The following is an 18229-nucleotide window of genomic DNA, read 5'->3' as shown; positions in this document are numbered from 1 at the left end:
CGTGCCGGGCCCCGTGGCTGTGGCGCTCATGCGGTGCCTCCGTCGATCAGGGTCAGGAACGCGTCCTCGAGGCGCCGGTGCGGGCCCATGGACTCCACCGGCAGCTCCAGGCGCACCAGTTCGGGCAGCAGCCGTGCCGCGCTGCCTGCCTCCGTGCCGTCCAGGCGTACGAGGAGGCCGCCGTCCGCGCGGACCGCCGACGCGACGCCGGGCAGGGCGGCCACCTTGTCGACCATGGGGTCGGAGACGGCGTCCGCGAGGCCCACCAGGAGCGTGTCCCCGGAGCCGACGATCTCGGCGACCGGGCCGGCCTGGATCAGCCGGCCGCGGTCCATGACCACCAGGTGGGTGCAGGACTGCTCGACCTCGGCGAGGAGATGGCTGGAGACGATGACCGTGCGGCCGCCTCGCGCGTACCGGATCATCACCTCGCGCATCTCGCGGATCTGTGGCGGGTCGAGGCCGTTGGTCGGTTCGTCGAGGATCAGCAGGTCCGGCATGCCGAGCATCGCCTGGGCGATGGCGAGCCGCTGCCGCATACCCTGCGAGTACGTGCGCACCGCGCGGGCGAGCGCGTCGCCGAGCCCGGCGATCTCCAGCGCCTCGTCCATGCGGGCGTCTTCGGCGGGGCGCCCGGTGGCCTTCCAGTACAGCTCCAGGTTCTCGCGGCCTGAGAGGTGCGGCAGGAAGCCCGCGCCCTCGACGAACGCGCCGACCCGGGAGAGGACCGGGGCACCGGGCCTGATCGCCTGGCCGAAGACGCGGATCTCGCCCGCGTCGGGCCGGATCAGGCCCATGAGCATGCGCAGGGTGGTCGTCTTGCCCGCGCCGTTCGGGCCGAGGAGGCCGAGCACCTGGCCCTTCTCGACGCCGAAGGAGAGGTCACGGACCGCGTAACGGTCGGTCGACTTGGCGTAGCGCTTGCTCAAGTCCGTGATGACCAGGGGGACTTCGGCGAGCTGCGGGTCCGGTGCCGGTGCCGACGTGCGGCGCCTGGCGGTGACCAGGAGCAGTACCGCGATGACCGCTGCGGCCGCGGGGAGCCACCACACCCAGGCGGGCAGCGGGGCCGCCGCCGTCTTCACGCCGGGCGCCGTCGGGACCGCCAGGTCGCTCTTCACGGACACCGTGTACGTGGCGGGCTTCGCCGGGGAGGCGTAGCCCAGGTCCGTCGAGGCGAGGACGAGGCGCAGGCGGTGGCCCTTCTGCACGTCGTGGTCGACGGCGGGCAGGGTGAGGGTGACGTCCTTGCCCGCCTTCGCGCCCTCCACGCGAATCGGCGAGACCAGTTGCGAGGGCAGCACCTTCTGGCCGCCGCCGGGCCCGACGTCGTACACCTTGCCGAAGAGCACGGCGTCCTCGCTGTCGGACTTGACGTGCACCCGCACCTTCGGTGATCCGGTGATCCGCAGGTCGTCCTTGAAGGGCGCCGACTGGAACGCGGCGTGCTGGCCGGGGAAGTCGAGGGAGACGCCGACGCCGAGCGAGGAGAGCTGGTTGAGGCCGCCGCCGCCCGCGCCGGGGAGCGCGGAGATGGCGGGCGGCGCGGCGCCCGCGGGGTTCTCGACGCGCTGCGGGTCGCGCCCGCTGAGCGCGATCTTCCGCTGCCCGCTCTCCAGGCCGGGGTACCGGTCGCCGCTCGCGCCGCGCAGTTGCGCGGCGCCGTCGGTGGAGTCGATGCCTCCGGTGCGGGTCACGCGGAAGGCGGGGCCGGTGTCGGCGCCCTTGTCGTCCTTCAGGTAGCGGTCGAACCAGGAGCCGATGCGGGCCTCCACCCGGCCCGTCTCGCGGTCGCCGCCGTCGTGGCCGCCCGAGATCCAGTCGACGGACACGGGCGCGTGGTTGCCGCGGATGGCCCGGGAGATGCGGTCGGCCTGGCCGAGCGGGAAGAGGGAGTCGGTCTGCCCCTGGAAGAGCAGGGCGGGCACGTCGATGCGGTCGCCGACGGCCTCGGGGCTGCGGGCGGTGAGGAGCTTCTGCGCGGCGGCGTCCGGCTTCCCGGCCTCCGCGACGCGGTTGTACATCTCACACAGCTGCTTCTCGAAGCGCTCGCAGCCGCCGCCGGTGTTGATGAAGAGCCCGGCCCACAGCTTCTTGAAGACGCCGTTCGGGAAGAGCGCGTCGCTCAGATTCCAGTACGTGATCTGGGGGGCGATGGCGTCCACCCGGTCGTCGTACCCGGCGGCCAGGAGGGAGACCGCGCCGCCGTACGAGGCGCCGGTCATGCCGACGCGGGGGTCGCCCTTCTTGTCCAGCTGCACCTCGGGGCGCTTCGCCAGCCAGTCGATCAGGCGGCGGGCGTCGGCGACCTCGCCCTTCGGGTCGTTCAGGCCGATCTTGCCGGTGGACTTGCCGAAGCCGCGGGCCGACCAGGTCAGGACCGCGTATCCCTTTTCGGCCAGGTCCTCGGCCTGGGCGCGCAGGTCGTTCTTGCTGCCGCCGAAGCCGTGGCCGATGAGGACGGCGGGGCGCCTCGTGTCCGGGTCGCCCGCGGTGAAGTACGAGGTGTCGATCTTCGCGCCGCCCGTTTTGTCCACGCCGGGCATCTCCATGAGGCGGTCCTCACGGTGCACGGCGGGCCCGTCGTCCGAGGCCGCCGCCGTCCACGTGCCGGCCCCCGCCAGGATGGCGAGGGCGGCCGCGGCGGCAAGCAGTCTGCGCCTGGGCAGTCGTAGATCCATGTGTCAACCGTACGGGCGAGGGCTGACATACGAGGCAGCCGGTGGTCTGAACCCGCTTGCCTACCTGAGGAGTAGGACACGAGCGAGCCGTACCACGGATGCGGTACGGCAGGCCCTCGTGCCCCGCACGGATGTCCTCAAACTCCCCCAAGCTCTCAAGGAGCAGGGGGGACCCCCATGGCCGGCCGCCCCGCCCTCAGTGGTTCCGCGGGAACCCCAGGTCCACGCCCTCCGGCGCGTCCGACGGGTCCGGCCAGCGGGTCGTGACGACCTTGCCGCGGGTGTAGAAGTGCGTCCCGTCATTTCCGTAGATGTGGTGATCTCCGAACAGGGAGTCCTTCCAGCCACCGAAGGAGTGGTAGCCGACCGGCACCGGGATCGGGACGTTCACGCCGACCATGCCCGCCTCGATCTCCAGCTGGAAGCGCCGCGCGGCGCCGCCGTCCCGCGTGAAGATCGCGGTGCCGTTGCCGAAGGGCGAGGCGTTCATCAGCGCCACACCCTCCTCGTACGTGTCGACGCGCAGGACGCACAGGACGGGGCCGAAGATCTCGTCCTTGTACGCGGCGGCCGTCACCGGCACGCGGTCCAGGAGCGAGAGGCCGATCCAGTGGCCGTCCTCGAAGCCCTCGACCGTGTGGCCCGTGCCGTCGAGGACGACCTCGCAGCCCTCGGCCGCGGCCCCGGTGACGTACGAGGCGACCTTGTCGCGGTGGGCGGCGGTGATCAGCGGGCCCATCTCCGACGTCGGGTCGTTGCCGGGGCCGATCTTGATCTTCTCGGCCCGCTCCTTGATCTTCGCGACCAGCTCGTCACCGATGGAGCCGACCGCCACGACGGCCGAGATGGCCATGCAGCGCTCGCCCGCCGAGCCGTACGCCGCCGAGACGGCCGCGTCGGCCGCCGCGTCGAGGTCCGCGTCCGGCAGGACCAGCATGTGGTTCTTGGCGCCGCCGAGCGCCTGGACGCGCTTGCCGTTGGCGGTCGCGGTGGTGTGGATGTGGCGGGCGATCGGCGTGGAGCCGACGAAGGAGACGGCCGCCACGTCCGGGTGCTCCAGGAGGCGGTCGACGGCCACCTTGTCGCCGTGCACGACGTTGAAGACGCCGTCCGGCAGGCCGGCCTCGCTCAGCAGCTCCGCGATCTTCAGCGCGGCCGAGGGGTCCTTCTCCGAGGGCTTCAGCACGAAGGTGTTGCCGCACGCGATGGCCAGCGGGAACATCCACATCGGCACCATGGCCGGGAAGTTGAACGGCGTGATGCCCGCGACGACACCGAGCGGCTGGCGGATGGACGACACGTCCACGCGCGAGGCAACCTCCGTCGACAGCTCGCCCTTGAGCTGGACCGTGATCCCGCAGGCGAGGTCCACGATCTCCAGGCCACGGGCGACCTCGCCGAGCGCGTCCGAGTGCACCTTGCCGTGCTCGGCGGTGATCAGCTCGGCGATCGCGTCACGGTTGGCGTCCAGGAGCGCGCGGAAGGCGAAGAGGACCGAGGTGCGCTTGGCGAGCGACGACTTGCCCCACGTGGCGTAGGCCTCGCGCGCGGAGGCGACGGCGGCGTCCACCTCGTCCACGTCGGCGAAGGCGACCTGCGTGGTGACGGCGCCGGTCGCCGGGTCGGTCACCTGACCGTACGTACCCGACGCGCCCTCGACAGTCTTGCCACCGATCCAGTGGTTGACGGTCTTCGTCATGACAAGCATCCCTACTCTCACATCTCACAGGTGGCGGCGTCGGGCTGAGACGTGCCGGTCGTACTCTTTCCTGGCCTTGACCGCCGACGGTCGGTCCGCGGTCTCAGCCACGGGCACATCCCACCACGCCTGCGCCGGGGGCGGGGGCGACACTGTGTCTGCCGTTTCCGTCTCCACGTAGACACATGTGGGGCCGTCGGCCGCCCGCGCGTCCGCGAGGGCATCCCGCAGGTCAGCCACTGTTCTGGCGCGGATCACCCGCATCCCGAGCGAGGCCGCGTTGGCCGCGAGATCCACCGGCAGGGGGGCGCCGGTGTACGTGCCGTCCGCCTCCCGGTAGCGGTAGGCCGTGCCGAACCGCTCGGCGCCCACGGACTCGGAGAGCCCGCCGATGGACGCGTACCCGTGGTTCTGCAGGATCACGACCTTGACCGGAATGTTCTCCTGGACGGCCGTGACGATTTCGGTGGGCATCATCAGATACGTCCCGTCGCCCACCAGCGCCCAGACCGGGCGGCCCGGCGCCGCGAGCGCGACGCCGATCGAGGCGGGGATCTCGTATCCCATGCAGGAGTAGCCGTACTCGACGTGGTACTGCCGGGGCGAGCGCGTCCTCCACAGCTTGTGGAGATCTCCGGGGAGCGAGCCCGCCGCGTTGATGAGCACGTCCTCGTCCGTGACCAACTCGTCAAGGAGGCCGAGCACTTGGAGCTGCGTGGGCCGTACGTCGGGTTCGTCGGCCGCGTACGCCGCGTCGACGCGATGCTCCCAGCGGGCCTTGTCCTCGGTGTACTCGGCGACGTAGGCGGGCGGCACGCGCCACCCCTCCAGGGCTCCGGTCAGCGCCTGCAGGCCGGCGCGCGCGTCGGCGATCAGGGGCGTGCCCGCCATCTTGTGGCCGTCGTACGCGGTGATGTTGAGGTTCAGGAAGCGCACGGCGGGCTCGGTGAAGAGGGTGTGGGACGCGGTGGTGAAGTCGCTGTAGCGGGTGCCGACGCCGATCACCAGGTCGGCGGTGCGGGCGAGTTCGTCGGCCGTGGGCGTGCCCGTGTGCCCGATGCCGCCGACGTCCGCGGGGTGGTCGAACCGCAGGGAGCCCTTCCCGGCCTGGGTGGAGGCGACGGGGATGCCGGTCGCGTCCGCGAGGCCCCGCAGCGCCTCCTCGGCCGCGCTGTGGTGGACTCCGCCCCCCGCGACGATCAGCGGGCGCCGCGCCGCGCGCACGGCCCGTGCGGCGGCGTCCAGCTCGCGCGGATCGGGTGCCTGACGGCGTACGCCCCACACCCGCTCCGCGAAGAACTCCTGCGGCCAGTCGTACGCCTCCGCCTGCACGTCCTGCGGAAGCGCGAGCGTGACCGCGCCGGTGTCCGCCGGGTCCGTCAGGACGCGCATCGCGGCGAGCGCGGCCGGGATCAGGGCCTCGGGGCGGGTCACGCGGTCGAAGTACTTCGACACCGGGCGCAGGCAGTCGTTCACCGACACGTCGCCCGCGTACGGCACTTCGAGCTGCTGGAGCACCGGGTCGGCGGGGCGGGTCGCGAAGATGTCGCCCGGCAGGAGGAGGACGGGCAGGTGGTTGATGGTCGCGAGCGCGGCGCCGGTCACCAGGTTGGTGGCGCCGGGCCCGATGGAGGTGGTGACGGCGTGCGTGGACAGACGGCCGGACTGGCGGGCGTACCCGACGGCGGCGTGCACCATGGCCTGTTCGTTGCGCCCCTGGTGGAAGGGCATGTCGTCGGCGTACTCGACGAGCGCCTGGCCGATGCCCGCCACGTTGCCGTGCCCGAAGATGCCCCAGGTGGCGCCGATCAGCCGCTGCCGCTCGCCGTCGCGCTCGGTGAACTGCCGGGACAGGAAGCGGACCAGGGCCTGCGCGGTGGTCAGCCTGTTCGTGGTCATCGCTTGGCCTCCACTGTCATCGGTATCCCTCCGTGTGGTCGGGGTGGAAGCAGATCCGCCACTCCCGCTCCTCGCCGGGACCGGCCATCACGTTCAGGTAGTACATGCTGTGCCCCGGCTGGGCGATCGACGGGCCGTGCCAGCCGTCGGGGACGAGCACGGCGTCCCCCGTCCGGACCTCGGCCAGGACGTCGGTGCCGCCGGGGCGGGAGGGGAAGACCCGCTGGTAGCCGAAGCCTTCCTGTCCCTCTTCCCCGGGCTCGATCTCGAAGTAGTAGATCTCTTCGAGCTCGGCCTCGACACCGGGACGGTGCTCGTCGTGCTTGTGCGGCGGGTACGAGGACCAGTTGCCGCCGGGCGTGATCACCTCGACGGCGATGAGGCGGTCGCAGTCGAAGGCGTCGGCGGACGCGAAGTTGCGGACCTCGCGGGCGCAGGTGCCGCTGCCGCGGTGCTCGACGGAAACCTCCGGCGCGGAGCCGTAGCGGGCGGGGAGTCGACGCTCGCACTTCGCTCCTGCCAGGGCGAAGCGGCCTCCCGCGCCGGAGGCGATCTGGATCTGGGCGTCACGAGGCACGTAGGCGAAGTCGCTCACCCCGCTGAACACACTCCGACGGCCCAGCAGTTCAATGATCTCGCCTTCTGCGTGCACCGTACAGCCGCCGGTCAGCGGGAGCACGATCCATTCACTCTCCCCGGTGGCGAAGGAGTGGGTGGCGCCGGGTTCGATGTCGACCACGCGCAGCGCGGAATAGACCAGACCGGACCGCTTCGGGTCGAGTTCGACGGCGTACGGCCCATCGGCCGCACTGCCCTTCGGTACGTACGTCATGTGGCCCTCCTACAGCAGTCCGACAGCGGTGTCGACGGCGCCCGCCACGTCGCCGTCCGCCGGGTACAGCAGCGTGCGCCCCGCGACGAGGCCGTGCACGGTGGGCAGTTGCAGCGCCCCGCGCCACTTCTCGTACGCGGCGTCGCTGTCGTCACCGAGGTCACCTCCCAGGAGGACGGCGGGCAGGGTCGAGGTCTCCATGACGCGCGCCATGTCGTCCGGATTCTCGGTCACCGGGACCTTCAGCCAGGTGTACGCCGATGTCCCGGCGAGCCCCGAGGCAATGGCGATGGACGTGGTGACGGCCTCGGCGCTCAGGTCGTTGCGCGGCGGCCCGCCCTCGGGGGCGCGGCGGCAGAGGAACGGCTCGACGAAGACGGGCAGCTTGCGGGCGGCCATGGCGTCGACGGCGCGGGCGCTGGAGTGCAGCGTGTCGAGCGACCCGGAGTCCTCGTAGTCGACCCGCAGCAGGAGCTTGCCGGCGTCGAACCCGAGCCGGTCGATGTCCTCGGCCCGGTAGCCCGTGAACCGGTCGTCCAGCTCGAACGAGGCTCCCGCGAGCCCGCCCCGGTTCATCGACCCCATGACGACCTTGCCGTCGAGGACGCCGAGCAGCAGGAGGTCCTCGAGGATGTCGGCGGTGGCGAGCACGCCGTCCACGCGGGGCCGCGAGAGCGCGAGACAGAGCCGTTCGAGCAGGTCCCCGCGGTGCGCCATGGCCAGCCGGTCCCCGCCCACGGAGAGGGCGCCCCGGGCGGGATGGTCAGCGGCGATGATCATGAGCCGCCCGCTGTCGCCGAGCAGCGGACGCCGGACGCGCCGGGCGGCGGCCTCGGCTATGGCCTCGGGGTGCGCCGCCCTGACGCGGATGAGTTCGGCGAGGTCAATCATGCGCCACGGCTCCCGCCGCGAGGGCCGCCTCGACCTCGTCAGGGAACGGCATCGCGGAGGAGCACTCGAGCCGGGAGGCGACGATCGCCCCCGCCGCGTTCGCGTACCGCATGATCCGCTCCAACTCCCAGCCCGCGAGCAGCCCGTGGCACAGCGCCCCGCCGAAGGCGTCCCCGGCGCCGAGGCCGTTGAGCACCGTCACGGGCAGCGGCGGCACCTGCGCGCGCTCGCCCGCGCGGTTCATCGCCAGGACCCCCGCGGGGCCTTGCTTGACGACGGCGAGTTCGACGCCGGAGTCCAGCAACGCGTGGGCGGCGGCTTCCGGTTCCCGCACGCCCGTGGCGACCTCGACCTCGTCCAGGTTGCCGACCGCGACGGTGGCCTGCGCGAGCGCCTGGGCGTAGAAGCCCCGCGCCTCCTCGGCCCGCTCCCAGAACATCGGCCGCCAGTCGAGGTCGAAGACGGTGAGTCCCGCCTTCGCCCGGTGGCGCAGCGCGGCCAGCGTCGTCGACCTGCTGGGCTCCGCGCAGAGCCCCGTGCCCGTCATCCAGAACACCCGGGCGGACGCGATCGCGTCCAGGTCGAGCTCCTTGTCGTACATCTCCAGGTCGGGCGCCTTGGGCTGCCGGTAGAAGTAGAGCGGGAAGTCGTCCGGCGGGAAGACCTCGCAGAAGGTCACCGGGGTCGGCAGTCCGGCGACCGGGCTCACCCACCGGTCGTCGACACCGAACTCCCGCAGCTCCCGGTGCAGATAGTCCCCGAAGGGGTCGGCGCCGGTGCGGGTGACCAGCGCGACGCGGCGGCCGAGCCGGGACGCGGCGACGGCGACGTTGGTCGCGGAGCCGCCCAGAAACTTGCCGAACGTGCTGACGTCGGCGAGGGCCACCCCGGCCTGCAGGGGATACAGATCCACCCCGATCCGGCCCATCGTGATCACGTCGTACGGATCGCTGACGCCGCGCGGATCGCTGACGTCGTACGGATCGGTCACCCTGCACTCCCTCTCGACATCGCCCCCTTGAGGCCACCCCTAGGTCTATTCCGCCCCATCACCCCTGTCAACACATTGTCCTTACATTCGGACCACTCCTTGACACCGTTCCGCGGCGGCCTGAAAGCTTGAAGACATGACGACGCTGTCACGCATCCGGATCGGTTCGGCACCCGACTCGTGGGGGGTGTGGTTCCCCGAGGACCCGGGCCAGGTCCCCTGGAGCCGCTTCCTCGACGAGGTGGCGGACTCCGGGTACGAGTGGATCGAGCTCGGGCCGTACGGCTATCTGCCGAGCGATCCGGCCGTGCTGACGGCCGAGACCCACAAACGTGGCCTGAAGGTGTCGGCCGGGACGGTCTTCACGGGCCTGCACCACGGCCCCGCCGTCTGGGACAAGACGTGGGCGCATGTGGCCGAGAACGCCGCGCTCACCCAGGCGATGGGCGCCGAGCATCTCGTCGTCATCCCTTCCTTCTGGCGCGACGACAAGACCGGCGAGGTCCTGGAGGACCGCACGCTCACCCCGGAGCAGTGGCGTCAGCTCACGCGCCAGACCGAGCGGTTGGCGCACGAGGTGCGCGAGCGGTACGGCCTGCGCGTGGTCGTCCATCCGCACGCCGACACGCACATCGACGACGAGGCCAACGTCACCCGCTTCCTCGACGCGACCGACCCCGACCTCGTCTCGCTCTGCCTGGACACGGGCCACTACGCCTACTGCGGCGGCGACAACGTCAAGCTGATCGAGACGTACGGCGAGCGCATCGGCTATCTGCACCTCAAGCAGGTCGACCCGGCCGTCCTGGCCGAAGTGCGCGCGCAGGAGATGCCGTTCGGGCCCGCCGTGGCCCGTGGCGTGATGTGCGAGCCGCCGACCGGGGTACCCGCGATCGAGCCGGTCCTCGCAGCGGCCCAGAAGCTGGGCGTCGACCTGTTCGCCATCGTCGAGCAGGACATGTACCCGTGCCCGCCGGACAAGCCGCTGCCCATCGCCCGGCGCACCCGCTCCTATCTGCGTTCCTGCGGCGCCTAGTTCCCGCTTCCTCCGGTTCGCCTCCTCCGGCCCGCTTTCGCATCACACGCGTCACAAAGAACCTCTTTCTGTCACACATGTCCCGTATACGCGGGCTCCTCGTCACAGCCGGTCGACAGCCGCCCTCCGGTGGTCACTCCGCGTCGTTCTCCGGGAACAGGCTGAGTTGATCGCCAGCGTCACGCCGCAGCTCCCCCGACGGCTCTTCCCGAGCCGCCCCTGCGGCGATCGCAGGGAGGTGCCACTGATGACCGACCGCAAGCTCTGGTCCTACAAGGACATCGCCGCACACATCCGGGTGCAGCCCGACACCGTGCGCTCCTACCGCAAGCACGGCCTGCTCCCCGACCCCGACCACGTGGAGTCCGGGAAGCCCTACTGGTACGCGGACACCATCCGGGCCTGGGTCGCCGCGAGGCCCCGCAACCGCGGGCGCAGAGACTGACCTTGAGGAGTACCCCCTAGGGGTATACAGTGGTGAGTGTCAGGAGGTCTCCGGGAACACCGGGACCACTCCTGCACATTACGACGCATATACAGGCACGCACACACGCCGCACCCTCATCGAGGAGAACGACATGAGCGCCCAGACCGAGCTCCCGCAGGCCGAGACCACCGGCTCCTGCTGCTCCCCCAGCGGTTCCTGCCACTCCGACGGCGCCGCCGGGACGCCGCAGGGCGCCGTGACGACCGTGTACGAGGTGACCGGCATGACCTGTGGTCACTGCGAGGGTGCCGTCAGCGAGGAGATCTCGGAGATCGCCGGCGTCAGCTCCGTCAAGGCGGTGGCCGCCACCGGCCTGGTGACCGTGGTCTCCGAGGCCCCGCTCGACGAGGCCGCGGTCCGCGCCGCGGTCGACGAGGCGGGCTACGAGCTCGCCGGTGTCAGCAAGGCCTGACCCACCCCCTGCCGGGTACCCCGGGCCCTGTGACACCGTCACAGGGCCCGCAGCCGCTTCACCCCAGCCGCATGAAAGAGCCATGAACGAAGTCGAACTCGCCGTCGGCGGAATGACCTGCGCCTCCTGCTCCGCCCGCATCGAGAAGAAGCTGAACCGCGTGGAGGGCGTGACCGCGTCGGTCAATCTCGCCACGGAGAAGGCGAAGGTCTCGTACGCGCAAGGGGTCGAGGTCGCGCAGCTGATCGCGACGGTCGAGAAGCTGGGCTACAGCGCGGCGGAGATCGTCCCGGCACCCCCCGAGCCACAGGCCCCCGCGACCACCGCCGACATCACCGAGCCGGACACCCTGCGGCAGCGGCTCATCGGCTCGGCGCTGCTCTCGCTGCCGGTCGTCCTGCTCGCGATGGTCCCGTCCCTGCAGTTCGACAACTGGCAGTGGCTCTCGCTGACGCTGGCCGCGCCGGTCGTCGTCTGGGGCGGACACCCCTTCCACCGTGCGGCGTTCACGAACCTGCGGCACGGCGCCGCGACCATGGACACGCTGGTGTCGGTGGGCACGCTCGCCGCGTTCGGCTGGTCGCTGTGGGCGCTCTTCCTCGGCGACGCGGGGATGCCGGGGATGCGGCACGGCTTCGAGTTCACCGTCTCGCGCGCCGACGCCGCCTCGACCCTCTACCTGGAAGTCGCCGCGGGCGTCATCACGTTCATCCTGCTCGGCCGCTGGCTGGAGGCCCGCTCGAAGCGGAAGGCGGGCGCGGCCCTGCGCACGCTGCTCGAACTGGGCGCCAAGGACGCGGCCGTGCTGCGCGACGGCACGGAGGTCCGCACACCGGTCGCACGGCTCGTGGTCGGCGACCGGTTCGTCGTACGCCCCGGGGAGACCGTCGCGACCGACGGCACCGTCGTCGACGGCGCGTCCGCGGTCGACGTCTCGATGCTGACCGGCGAGTCCGTCCCGCAGGACGTGGCCGCGGGCGACGCGGTGACCGGGGCGACCACGAACGTATCGGGGCGGCTCGTCGTCGAGGCGACGCGCGTCGGCTCCGACACCCAACTGGCCAGGATGGCCAGGCTCGTCGAGGACGCGCAGACCGGCAAGGCCCAGGTGCAGCGCCTGGCCGACCGGATAGCCGGGGTCTTCGTGCCGGTGGTCCTGATGATCGCCACCGCGACGCTCGGCGGCTGGCTCGGCGCCACCGGCGACGTGACCGCCGCCTTCACCGCGGCCGTCGCGGTCCTGATCATCGCCTGCCCGTGCGCCCTCGGCCTCGCGACCCCGACCGCCCTGATGGTCGGCACGGGGCGGGGCGCGCAGCTCGGCATCCTCATCAAGGGCCCCGAAGTCCTGGAGTCCACGCGGCGGGTGGACACGATCGTCCTGGACAAGACCGGGACGGTGACGACGGGGCGGATGACCCTGCGGGAGGTGTACGCCGTCGGGGAGACCGAGGAGAAGGAGTTGCTGCGGCTCGCGGGGGCCCTGGAGCACGCCTCCGAGCATCCCGTGGCACGAGCGGTCGCCGCGGGCGCCGCCGCGCAGTCGGGGCTCTCGGTGGGCGCGCTGCCCGCCGTGCGGGGCTTCGAGAACATCGCGGGGTCGGGCGTGCGCGGCACGGTGGAAGGGCACTTGGTGCTCGCGGGCCGTGAACGGCTCCTGGCGGACGCGGGAGTCGAGGGACTCGCCTCGGTGGCCTCACTCAGGGCGCGGGCCGAGGAGGCGGGCCGTACGGCCGTCCTGGTGGCCTGGGACGGCGTGGCCCGCGGTGTCCTGACCGTCGCCGACACCGTCAAGGACACCAGCGCCGACGCGGTGCGCGAGCTGCGTGCCCTGGGGCTGACGCCGGTGCTGCTCACCGGCGACAACCGCGCCGTGGCCCGAGCGGTGGCAAAGTCCGTGGGCATCGGGGCGGACGCCGTGTACGCCGAGGTGCTCCCCGAGGACAAGGTCGACGTCGTGCGGCGGCTGCGGGACGAGGGCAAGGTCGTCGCGATGGTCGGGGACGGGGTCAACGACGCCGCCGCGCTGGCCACCGCCGATCTGGGCCTCGCGATGGGCACCGGCACGGACGCGGCCATCGAGGCGAGCGATCTGACGCTGGTGCGCGGGGACTTGCGCGGAGCCGCCGACGCGATCAGGCTCTCCCGGAAGACCCTCGCCACGATCAAGGGCAATCTCTTCTGGGCCTTCGGTTACAACGTCGCCGCGCTGCCGCTCGCCGCCGCCGGGCTCCTGAATCCGATGATCGCCGGAGCCGCGATGGCATTTTCCTCGGTCTTTGTTGTCACCAATAGCCTCCGTCTCAGGAACTTCACATAAGCTCTTCACATCTTGGTCGCAGCATTCTCACGCCTGAGTCTCGATCGGCATATCGGGCCTCTTGCGCATGTACAGGACATATGCAGGAGACGCAGATCACAGCGATCCCAACGTAACCATTCGGGGGGCTCGCGAGTCTAAGAGGACGATGCCAGGGACGTCTTGGGGGACGTCTCTAGACATCGGGGACATCTTGGGGGATGTTCCTAGGAATGCGTTGGCCGGGACACGTGCACCGGGGAGCTTTGAGCGGCCCTCCCGGTACGTACGGGTCCCGGCAGATCGCAGTACGACTGGCGCGCTGCCACCACAGACGCCCGGCCGGATCCCGTGGGGGGAATCCGCACCGGGAAACAGGAAAGCGCCCCGACCGTCGACCCGTGGGGGGATCGACGGCGGGGCGCTTTTCGCTTGGCCCGGCGGCCTCGAAGGTCAGCGGCCCTCGACCGGGACGAAGTCCCGGAGAACCTCGCCGGTGTAGATCTGGCGCGGGCGCCCGATGCGGGATCCGGGCTCCTTGATCATCTCGTGCCACTGGGCGATCCAGCCCGGCAGGCGGCCCAGCGCGAAGAGGACCGTGAACATCTCGGTCGGGAAGCCCATCGCGCGGTAGATGAGACCCGTGTAGAAGTCCACGTTCGGGTAGAGCTTGCGCTCGACGAAGTAGTCGTCGGCCAGCGCGTGCTCCTCGAGCTTGAGCGCGATGTCCAGCAGCTCGTCGTCCTTGCCGAGAGCCGAGAGGACGTCGTGCGCCGCCGCCTTGATGATCTTCGCCCGGGGGTCGAAGTTCTTGTAGACGCGGTGCCCGAAGCCCATGAGCTTCACGCCGTCTTCCTTGTTCTTCACCTTGCGGATGAAGTTGTCGACGTCGCCGCCGTCCTGCTTGATGCCCTCGAGCATCTCCAGGACGGACTGGTTGGCGCCACCGTGCAGCGGGCCCCACAGGGCCGAGATGCCGGCGGAGATCGAGGCGAACATGTTCGCCTGCGACGAGCCCACCAGACGCACGGTGGAGGTCGAACAGTTCTGCTCGTGGTCCGCGTGCAGGATCAGGAGCTTGTCCAGCGCGGAGACGACGACCGGGTCCAGGTCGTACTCGGCGGCCGGCACCGAGAAGGTCATGCGCAGGAAGTTCTCGACGTAGCCGAGGTCGTTGCGCGGGTAGACGACCGGGTGGCCCACGGACTTCTTGTAGGCGTACGCCGCGATCGTCGGAAGCTTGGCGAGCAGGCGGATCGTCGAGAGGTCGCGCTGTTCCTCGTCGAACGGGTTGTGGCTGTCCTGGTAGAACGTCGACAGCGCGCTGACCACGGACGACAGCATCGCCATCGGGTGGGCGTCACGCGGGAAGCCGTCGTAGAACCGCTTGACGTCCTCGTGCAGCAGCGTGTGCTGCGTGATGTCGTTCTTGAAGCTGGCGAGCTCGTCGACCTTCGGCAGTTCGCCGTTGATCAGCAGGTACGCCACCTCGGTGAAGGTGGAGCGCTCGGCCAGCTGCTCGATCGGGTACCCGCGGTACCGGAGGATGCCCTGCTCGCCGTCGAGGTAGGTGATGGCGGATTTATAGGCGGCGGTGTTGCCATAGCCGCTGTCCAGGGTCACCAGACCGGTCTGGGCGCGGAGCTTCCCGATGTCGAAGCCCTTGTCGCCGACAGTTGAGTCGATCACCGGGTAGGTGTACTCGTCGCCATCGCCGTACCGCAGTACTACAGAGTTGTCGCTCACGTCATCCCTCACCGACGTTGTGCCTCTTCTTCGAGGTGCCCTGACTGTCTCTACCATCCCCCATTTGGCCCTGGAGAGTGCACTCGGGGTCGACCATTGGGCCTATTGGCGGCACTGAGTGCCGCCAACCTACTCATCCTGCCCCCTGTGCCCCGGTTGCGGAAGTGCTCTGTGACCTTTCCTACTCGTTTGATCGATCAAAACTTTCCACGGCCTCCGGCGAGCCGGAAATCCAGGGCCGTACAGCGTCTGCCCGCGGAGACCGTGCGCACCGCTTGCCCCAGAGCCTTGCGCGAACCGACCAGGACGACCAGCTTCTTGGCGCGGGTGACCGCGGTGTAGAGCAGATTCCGCTGGAGCATCATCCACGCGCCCGTGGTCACGGGGATCACCACCGCCGGGTACTCGCTGCCCTGGGAGCGGTGGATCGTGACCGCGTACGCGTGCGCCAGTTCGTCCAGTTCGTCGAAGTCGTACGCAATCTCCTCGTCCTCGTCCGTAAGGACCGTGAGCCGCTGCTCGTCGGAGTCGAGCGAGGTGACTACTCCGACGGTGCCATTGAAGACGCCGTTCTGCCCCTTCTCGTAGTTGTTGCGGATCTGGGTGACCTTGTCGCCGACGCGGAACACCCGGCCGCCGAAACGCTTCTCCGGTACGTCGGGTCTGCTGGGGGTGATGGCCTGCTGGAGCAGGCCGTTCAGGTTGCCCGCGCCCGCGGGGCCGCGGTGCATGGGCGCGAGCACCTGGACGTCGCGGCGCGGGTCGAGGCCGAACTTCGCCGGGATGCGGCGCGCGGCCACGTCCACCGTGACCCGGCCCGCGTCCTCGGTCTCGTCCTCCACGAAGAGGAAGAAGTCCGAGAGCCCCTGGGTGATGGGCGGCACCCCGGAGTTGATGCGGTGGGCGTTGGTGACGACGCCGGACTGCTGGGCCTGGCGGAAGATGTGGGTGAGCCGGACCGCGGGGACGGGGCTCTGCTCGCTGAGCATGTCCCGCAGCACCTCGCCGGCGCCGACGCTCGGCAGCTGGTCCACGTCTCCGACGAACAGGAGGTGGGCGCCGGGGGCGACGGCCTTCACCAGCTTGTTGGCCAGGAGCAGGTCCAGCATGGACGCCTCGTCGACCACGACGAGGTCGGCGTCGAGCGGGCGGTCCTTGTCGTAGGCGGCGTCTCCTCCCGGCTTCAGCTCCAGGAGGCGGTGGACCGTGGAGGCCTTGGCTCCGGTGAGCTCGGCGAGGCGTTTGGCGGCGCGGCCCGTGGGGGCGGCGAGGACGACCTTGGCCTTCTTGGCGCGGGCCAGCTCCACGATGGAGCGGACCGTGAAGGACTTGCCGCAGCCGGGGCCTCCGGTGAGGACTGCGACCTTCTGCGTCAGCGCGAGCCTGACCGCTTCCTCCTGCTCCGGGGCGAGGTCGGCGCCCGTACGGGTGGCCAGCCAGGACAGGGCCTTGTCCCAGGCCACGTCCCGGAAGGCCGGCATGCGGTCCTCCGGGGCCCTCAGGAGGCGCAGGAGCTGGGCGGAGAGGGAGAGTTCCGCGCGGTGGAAGGGGACCAGATAGACCGCTGTGACGTCCTCCTCTCCGTCGGGGCCGGGGACCTTTTCGCGTACGACGCCCTCCTCTTCCTTCGCCAGCTCCGCCAGGCAGTCGATGACCAGGCCCGTGTCCACCTGGAGCAGCTTCACCGCGTCGGCGATGAGGCGGTCCTCCGGGAGGAAGCAGTTGCCCTGGTCGGTGGACTGGGAGAGGGCGTACTGCAGGCCCGCCTTGACGCGTTCCGGGCTGTCGTGCGGGATGCCGACGGACTGGGCGATGCGGTCCGCGGTGAGGAAGCCGATGCCCCAGACGTCGGCGGCCAGGCGGTAGGGCTCGTTCCGCACTATCGAGATGGAGGCGTCCGCGTACTTCTTGTAGATGCGGACGGCGATGGAGGTGGAGACGCCCACGCCCTGCAGGAAGACCATGACTTCCTTGATGGCCTTCTGTTCCTCCCAGGCCGCCGCGATCATCTTGGTCCGTTTGGGGCCGAGACCGGGGACCTCGACGAGGCGCTTCGGCTCCTGCTCGATGATGTCGAGGGTGTCCACGCCGAAGTGGGTGGTGATGCGGTCGGCCATGACGGGGCCGATCCCCTTGATGAGGCCCGAGCCGAGATAGCGGCGGATGCCCTGGATGGTGGCGGGGAGGATGGTGGTGTAGTTCTCCACCGTGAACTGCTTGCCGTACTGGGCATGGGAGCCCCAGCGGCCCTCCATGCGCAGGGACTCTCCGACCTGGGCGCCGAGCAGTGCGCCCACGACGGTGAGGAGGTCGCCGCCGCCGCGTCCGGTGTCCACGCGGGCGACCGTGTACCCGTTCTCCTCGTTCGCGTAGGTGATCCGCTCCAGGACCCCCTCGACCACCGCCGAAGCGGCCGCTGCTCTGGCTGGACTCGACATGGGCCGACGCTATCGCCCGGCGCCGACAACGCGGGAAGCCTGTGGACAACTTCGAGGGGGCCCGGTCTTTCGACCGGGCCCCCTCGGGTCTCCCCTCCCCTGCCGGAGCTCCGCTGATCCCCCCAGATCTCCCCCCACGGAAGTCCCGACGCACAGTACGACCCGCGTCGGGCGGGAAGGGTTGCACGGGCAAGGCGAAGAATTTTCGGGGTGCCGACGAACTCGGGCAGACGTAACTTTTAACGCATGAGCGAAGAATTTCCCGAAAACCCCACGCCCGAGACCTCGCTGGAGAAGGACGTCCTCGACGAACTCGGCGACGACAGGCTCGAGGAGATCGCGGGGCTCCTCGGCACGGACGCCGCGGGGGCCCAGGACGTGGTGGGCACCACGGTGACCGCGCTCTCGGGGAACCTTCAGGAGAAGGCGGAGGACCCCGCGGAGGCGGCGGAGGTCGAGCAGGCGCTCGCCGAGACCGCGCCCGCCGAGCCTCCTTTGCAGGGGGTCGCCGGGTTCGGGGGGTTCGGCGGTCTCGCGGCGGGCGGGATGCTGTCCGGTGTCCTTGCGAAGATGAGCAGGCCGGTGGCGGCCGCGGTGGCGAAGAAGACGGGGTTGCCCGCGGCCTCCGTGACCCGGGTGATCGAACTCCTGATCCCGGTGCTTCTGACGGTCCTGACGAAGCGGGCCCGGACGTCGTCGAAGCCGGGCGCCACGGCTTCCCCCGGGGGCGGCGGCATCGGCGACCTCCTGAACCAGATCCTGGGCGGCAAGAAGCGGTAGCCCTGCCACTGCCGGGACGCCCGGCAGCGGGCGGGAGG

Annotated in this window: 13 protein-coding genes; 5 read left to right on the top strand and 8 right to left on the bottom strand. The window is 70.6% G+C overall.

Annotation, left to right across the window (positions count from 1 at the left end; translation table 11 throughout):
• Window positions 1–26 precede the first annotated feature (26 nt).
• The 6 genes from AB0M70_RS06045 to iolC form a co-directional block, all read right to left on the bottom strand.
• The gene (locus tag AB0M70_RS06045) at window positions 27–2681 is read right to left on the bottom strand and encodes an alpha/beta fold hydrolase (protein ID WP_365816827.1); all 2655 of its coding nucleotides are present in this window, start codon (window positions 2679–2681) and stop codon (window positions 27–29) included.
• 196 nt (window positions 2682–2877) lie between these two features.
• Complete coding sequence (mmsA, locus tag AB0M70_RS06040) at window positions 2878–4380, bottom strand: CoA-acylating methylmalonate-semialdehyde dehydrogenase (RefSeq protein WP_365816825.1); 1503 nt, start codon at window positions 4378–4380, stop codon at window positions 2878–2880.
• A gap of 24 nt (window positions 4381–4404) precedes the next feature.
• Window positions 4405–6279: a 3D-(3,5/4)-trihydroxycyclohexane-1,2-dione acylhydrolase (decyclizing) gene (gene iolD, locus AB0M70_RS06035; RefSeq protein ID WP_365816823.1), complete on the bottom strand. Its 1875-nt coding sequence runs from the start codon at window positions 6277–6279 to the stop codon at window positions 4405–4407.
• 16 nt (window positions 6280–6295) lie between these two features.
• On the bottom strand, window positions 6296–7111 hold the full coding sequence (gene iolB, locus AB0M70_RS06030; protein WP_365816821.1) for a 5-deoxy-glucuronate isomerase: 816 nt from the start codon (window positions 7109–7111) through the stop codon (window positions 6296–6298).
• A gap of 9 nt (window positions 7112–7120) precedes the next feature.
• Complete coding sequence (locus AB0M70_RS06025; RefSeq protein ID WP_365816819.1) at window positions 7121–8002, bottom strand: deoxyribose-phosphate aldolase; 882 nt, start codon at window positions 8000–8002, stop codon at window positions 7121–7123.
• On the bottom strand, window positions 7995–8930 hold the full coding sequence (gene iolC / locus AB0M70_RS06020; protein WP_365817574.1) for a 5-dehydro-2-deoxygluconokinase: 936 nt from the start codon (window positions 8928–8930) through the stop codon (window positions 7995–7997). Before iolC ends, AB0M70_RS06025 begins: the two co-directional genes overlap by 8 nt.
• 199 nt (window positions 8931–9129) lie before the next feature.
• Between iolC and AB0M70_RS06015 the strand changes: the two genes are divergently transcribed.
• From AB0M70_RS06015 to AB0M70_RS06000, 4 genes are all read left to right on the top strand, one after another.
• Window positions 9130–10029 carry a sugar phosphate isomerase/epimerase gene (locus tag AB0M70_RS06015; RefSeq protein ID WP_365816816.1) on the top strand — a complete coding sequence of 300 codons (900 nt, stop codon included), beginning with the start codon at window positions 9130–9132 and terminating at the stop codon, window positions 10027–10029.
• Between the two features lie 247 nt (window positions 10030–10276).
• The gene (locus tag AB0M70_RS06010) at window positions 10277–10474 is read left to right on the top strand and encodes a MarR family transcriptional regulator (protein WP_365816814.1); all 198 of its coding nucleotides are present in this window, start codon (window positions 10277–10279) and stop codon (window positions 10472–10474) included.
• A gap of 133 nt (window positions 10475–10607) precedes the next feature.
• Window positions 10608–10928: a heavy-metal-associated domain-containing protein gene (locus AB0M70_RS06005; protein ID WP_365816812.1), complete on the top strand. Its 321-nt coding sequence runs from the start codon at window positions 10608–10610 to the stop codon at window positions 10926–10928.
• An 82-nt stretch (window positions 10929–11010) separates the two neighbouring features.
• Window positions 11011–13248: a heavy metal translocating P-type ATPase gene (locus AB0M70_RS06000; RefSeq protein ID WP_365816810.1), complete on the top strand. Its 2238-nt coding sequence runs from the start codon at window positions 11011–11013 to the stop codon at window positions 13246–13248.
• 432 nt (window positions 13249–13680) lie between these two features.
• Here the strand turns inward: AB0M70_RS06000 and AB0M70_RS05995 are convergent, their stop codons facing one another.
• Window positions 13681–14973, bottom strand: a complete 1293-nt coding sequence (locus tag AB0M70_RS05995) for a citrate synthase (protein ID WP_363211302.1) — start codon at window positions 14971–14973, stop codon at window positions 13681–13683.
• A gap of 197 nt (window positions 14974–15170) precedes the next feature.
• Window positions 15171–17411 carry an ATP-dependent RecD-like DNA helicase gene (locus AB0M70_RS05990; RefSeq protein WP_365816808.1) on the bottom strand — a complete coding sequence of 747 codons (2241 nt, stop codon included), beginning with the start codon at window positions 17409–17411 and terminating at the stop codon, window positions 15171–15173.
• 246 nt (window positions 17412–17657) lie between these two features.
• Between AB0M70_RS05990 and AB0M70_RS05985 the strand changes: the two genes are divergently transcribed.
• A complete protein-coding gene (locus AB0M70_RS05985; RefSeq protein WP_365816806.1) occupies window positions 17658–18191 on the top strand; it encodes a DUF937 domain-containing protein in 534 nt (177 codons plus the stop codon).
• Window positions 18192–18229: the final 38 nt, after the last annotated feature.

The sequence above is a fragment of the Streptomyces sp. NPDC051214 genome, assembly GCF_040682375.1.
Taxonomy (GTDB): Bacteria; Actinomycetota; Actinomycetes; order Streptomycetales; family Streptomycetaceae; genus Streptomyces.
This window is presented reverse-complemented; position numbering and strand designations above follow the sequence as displayed.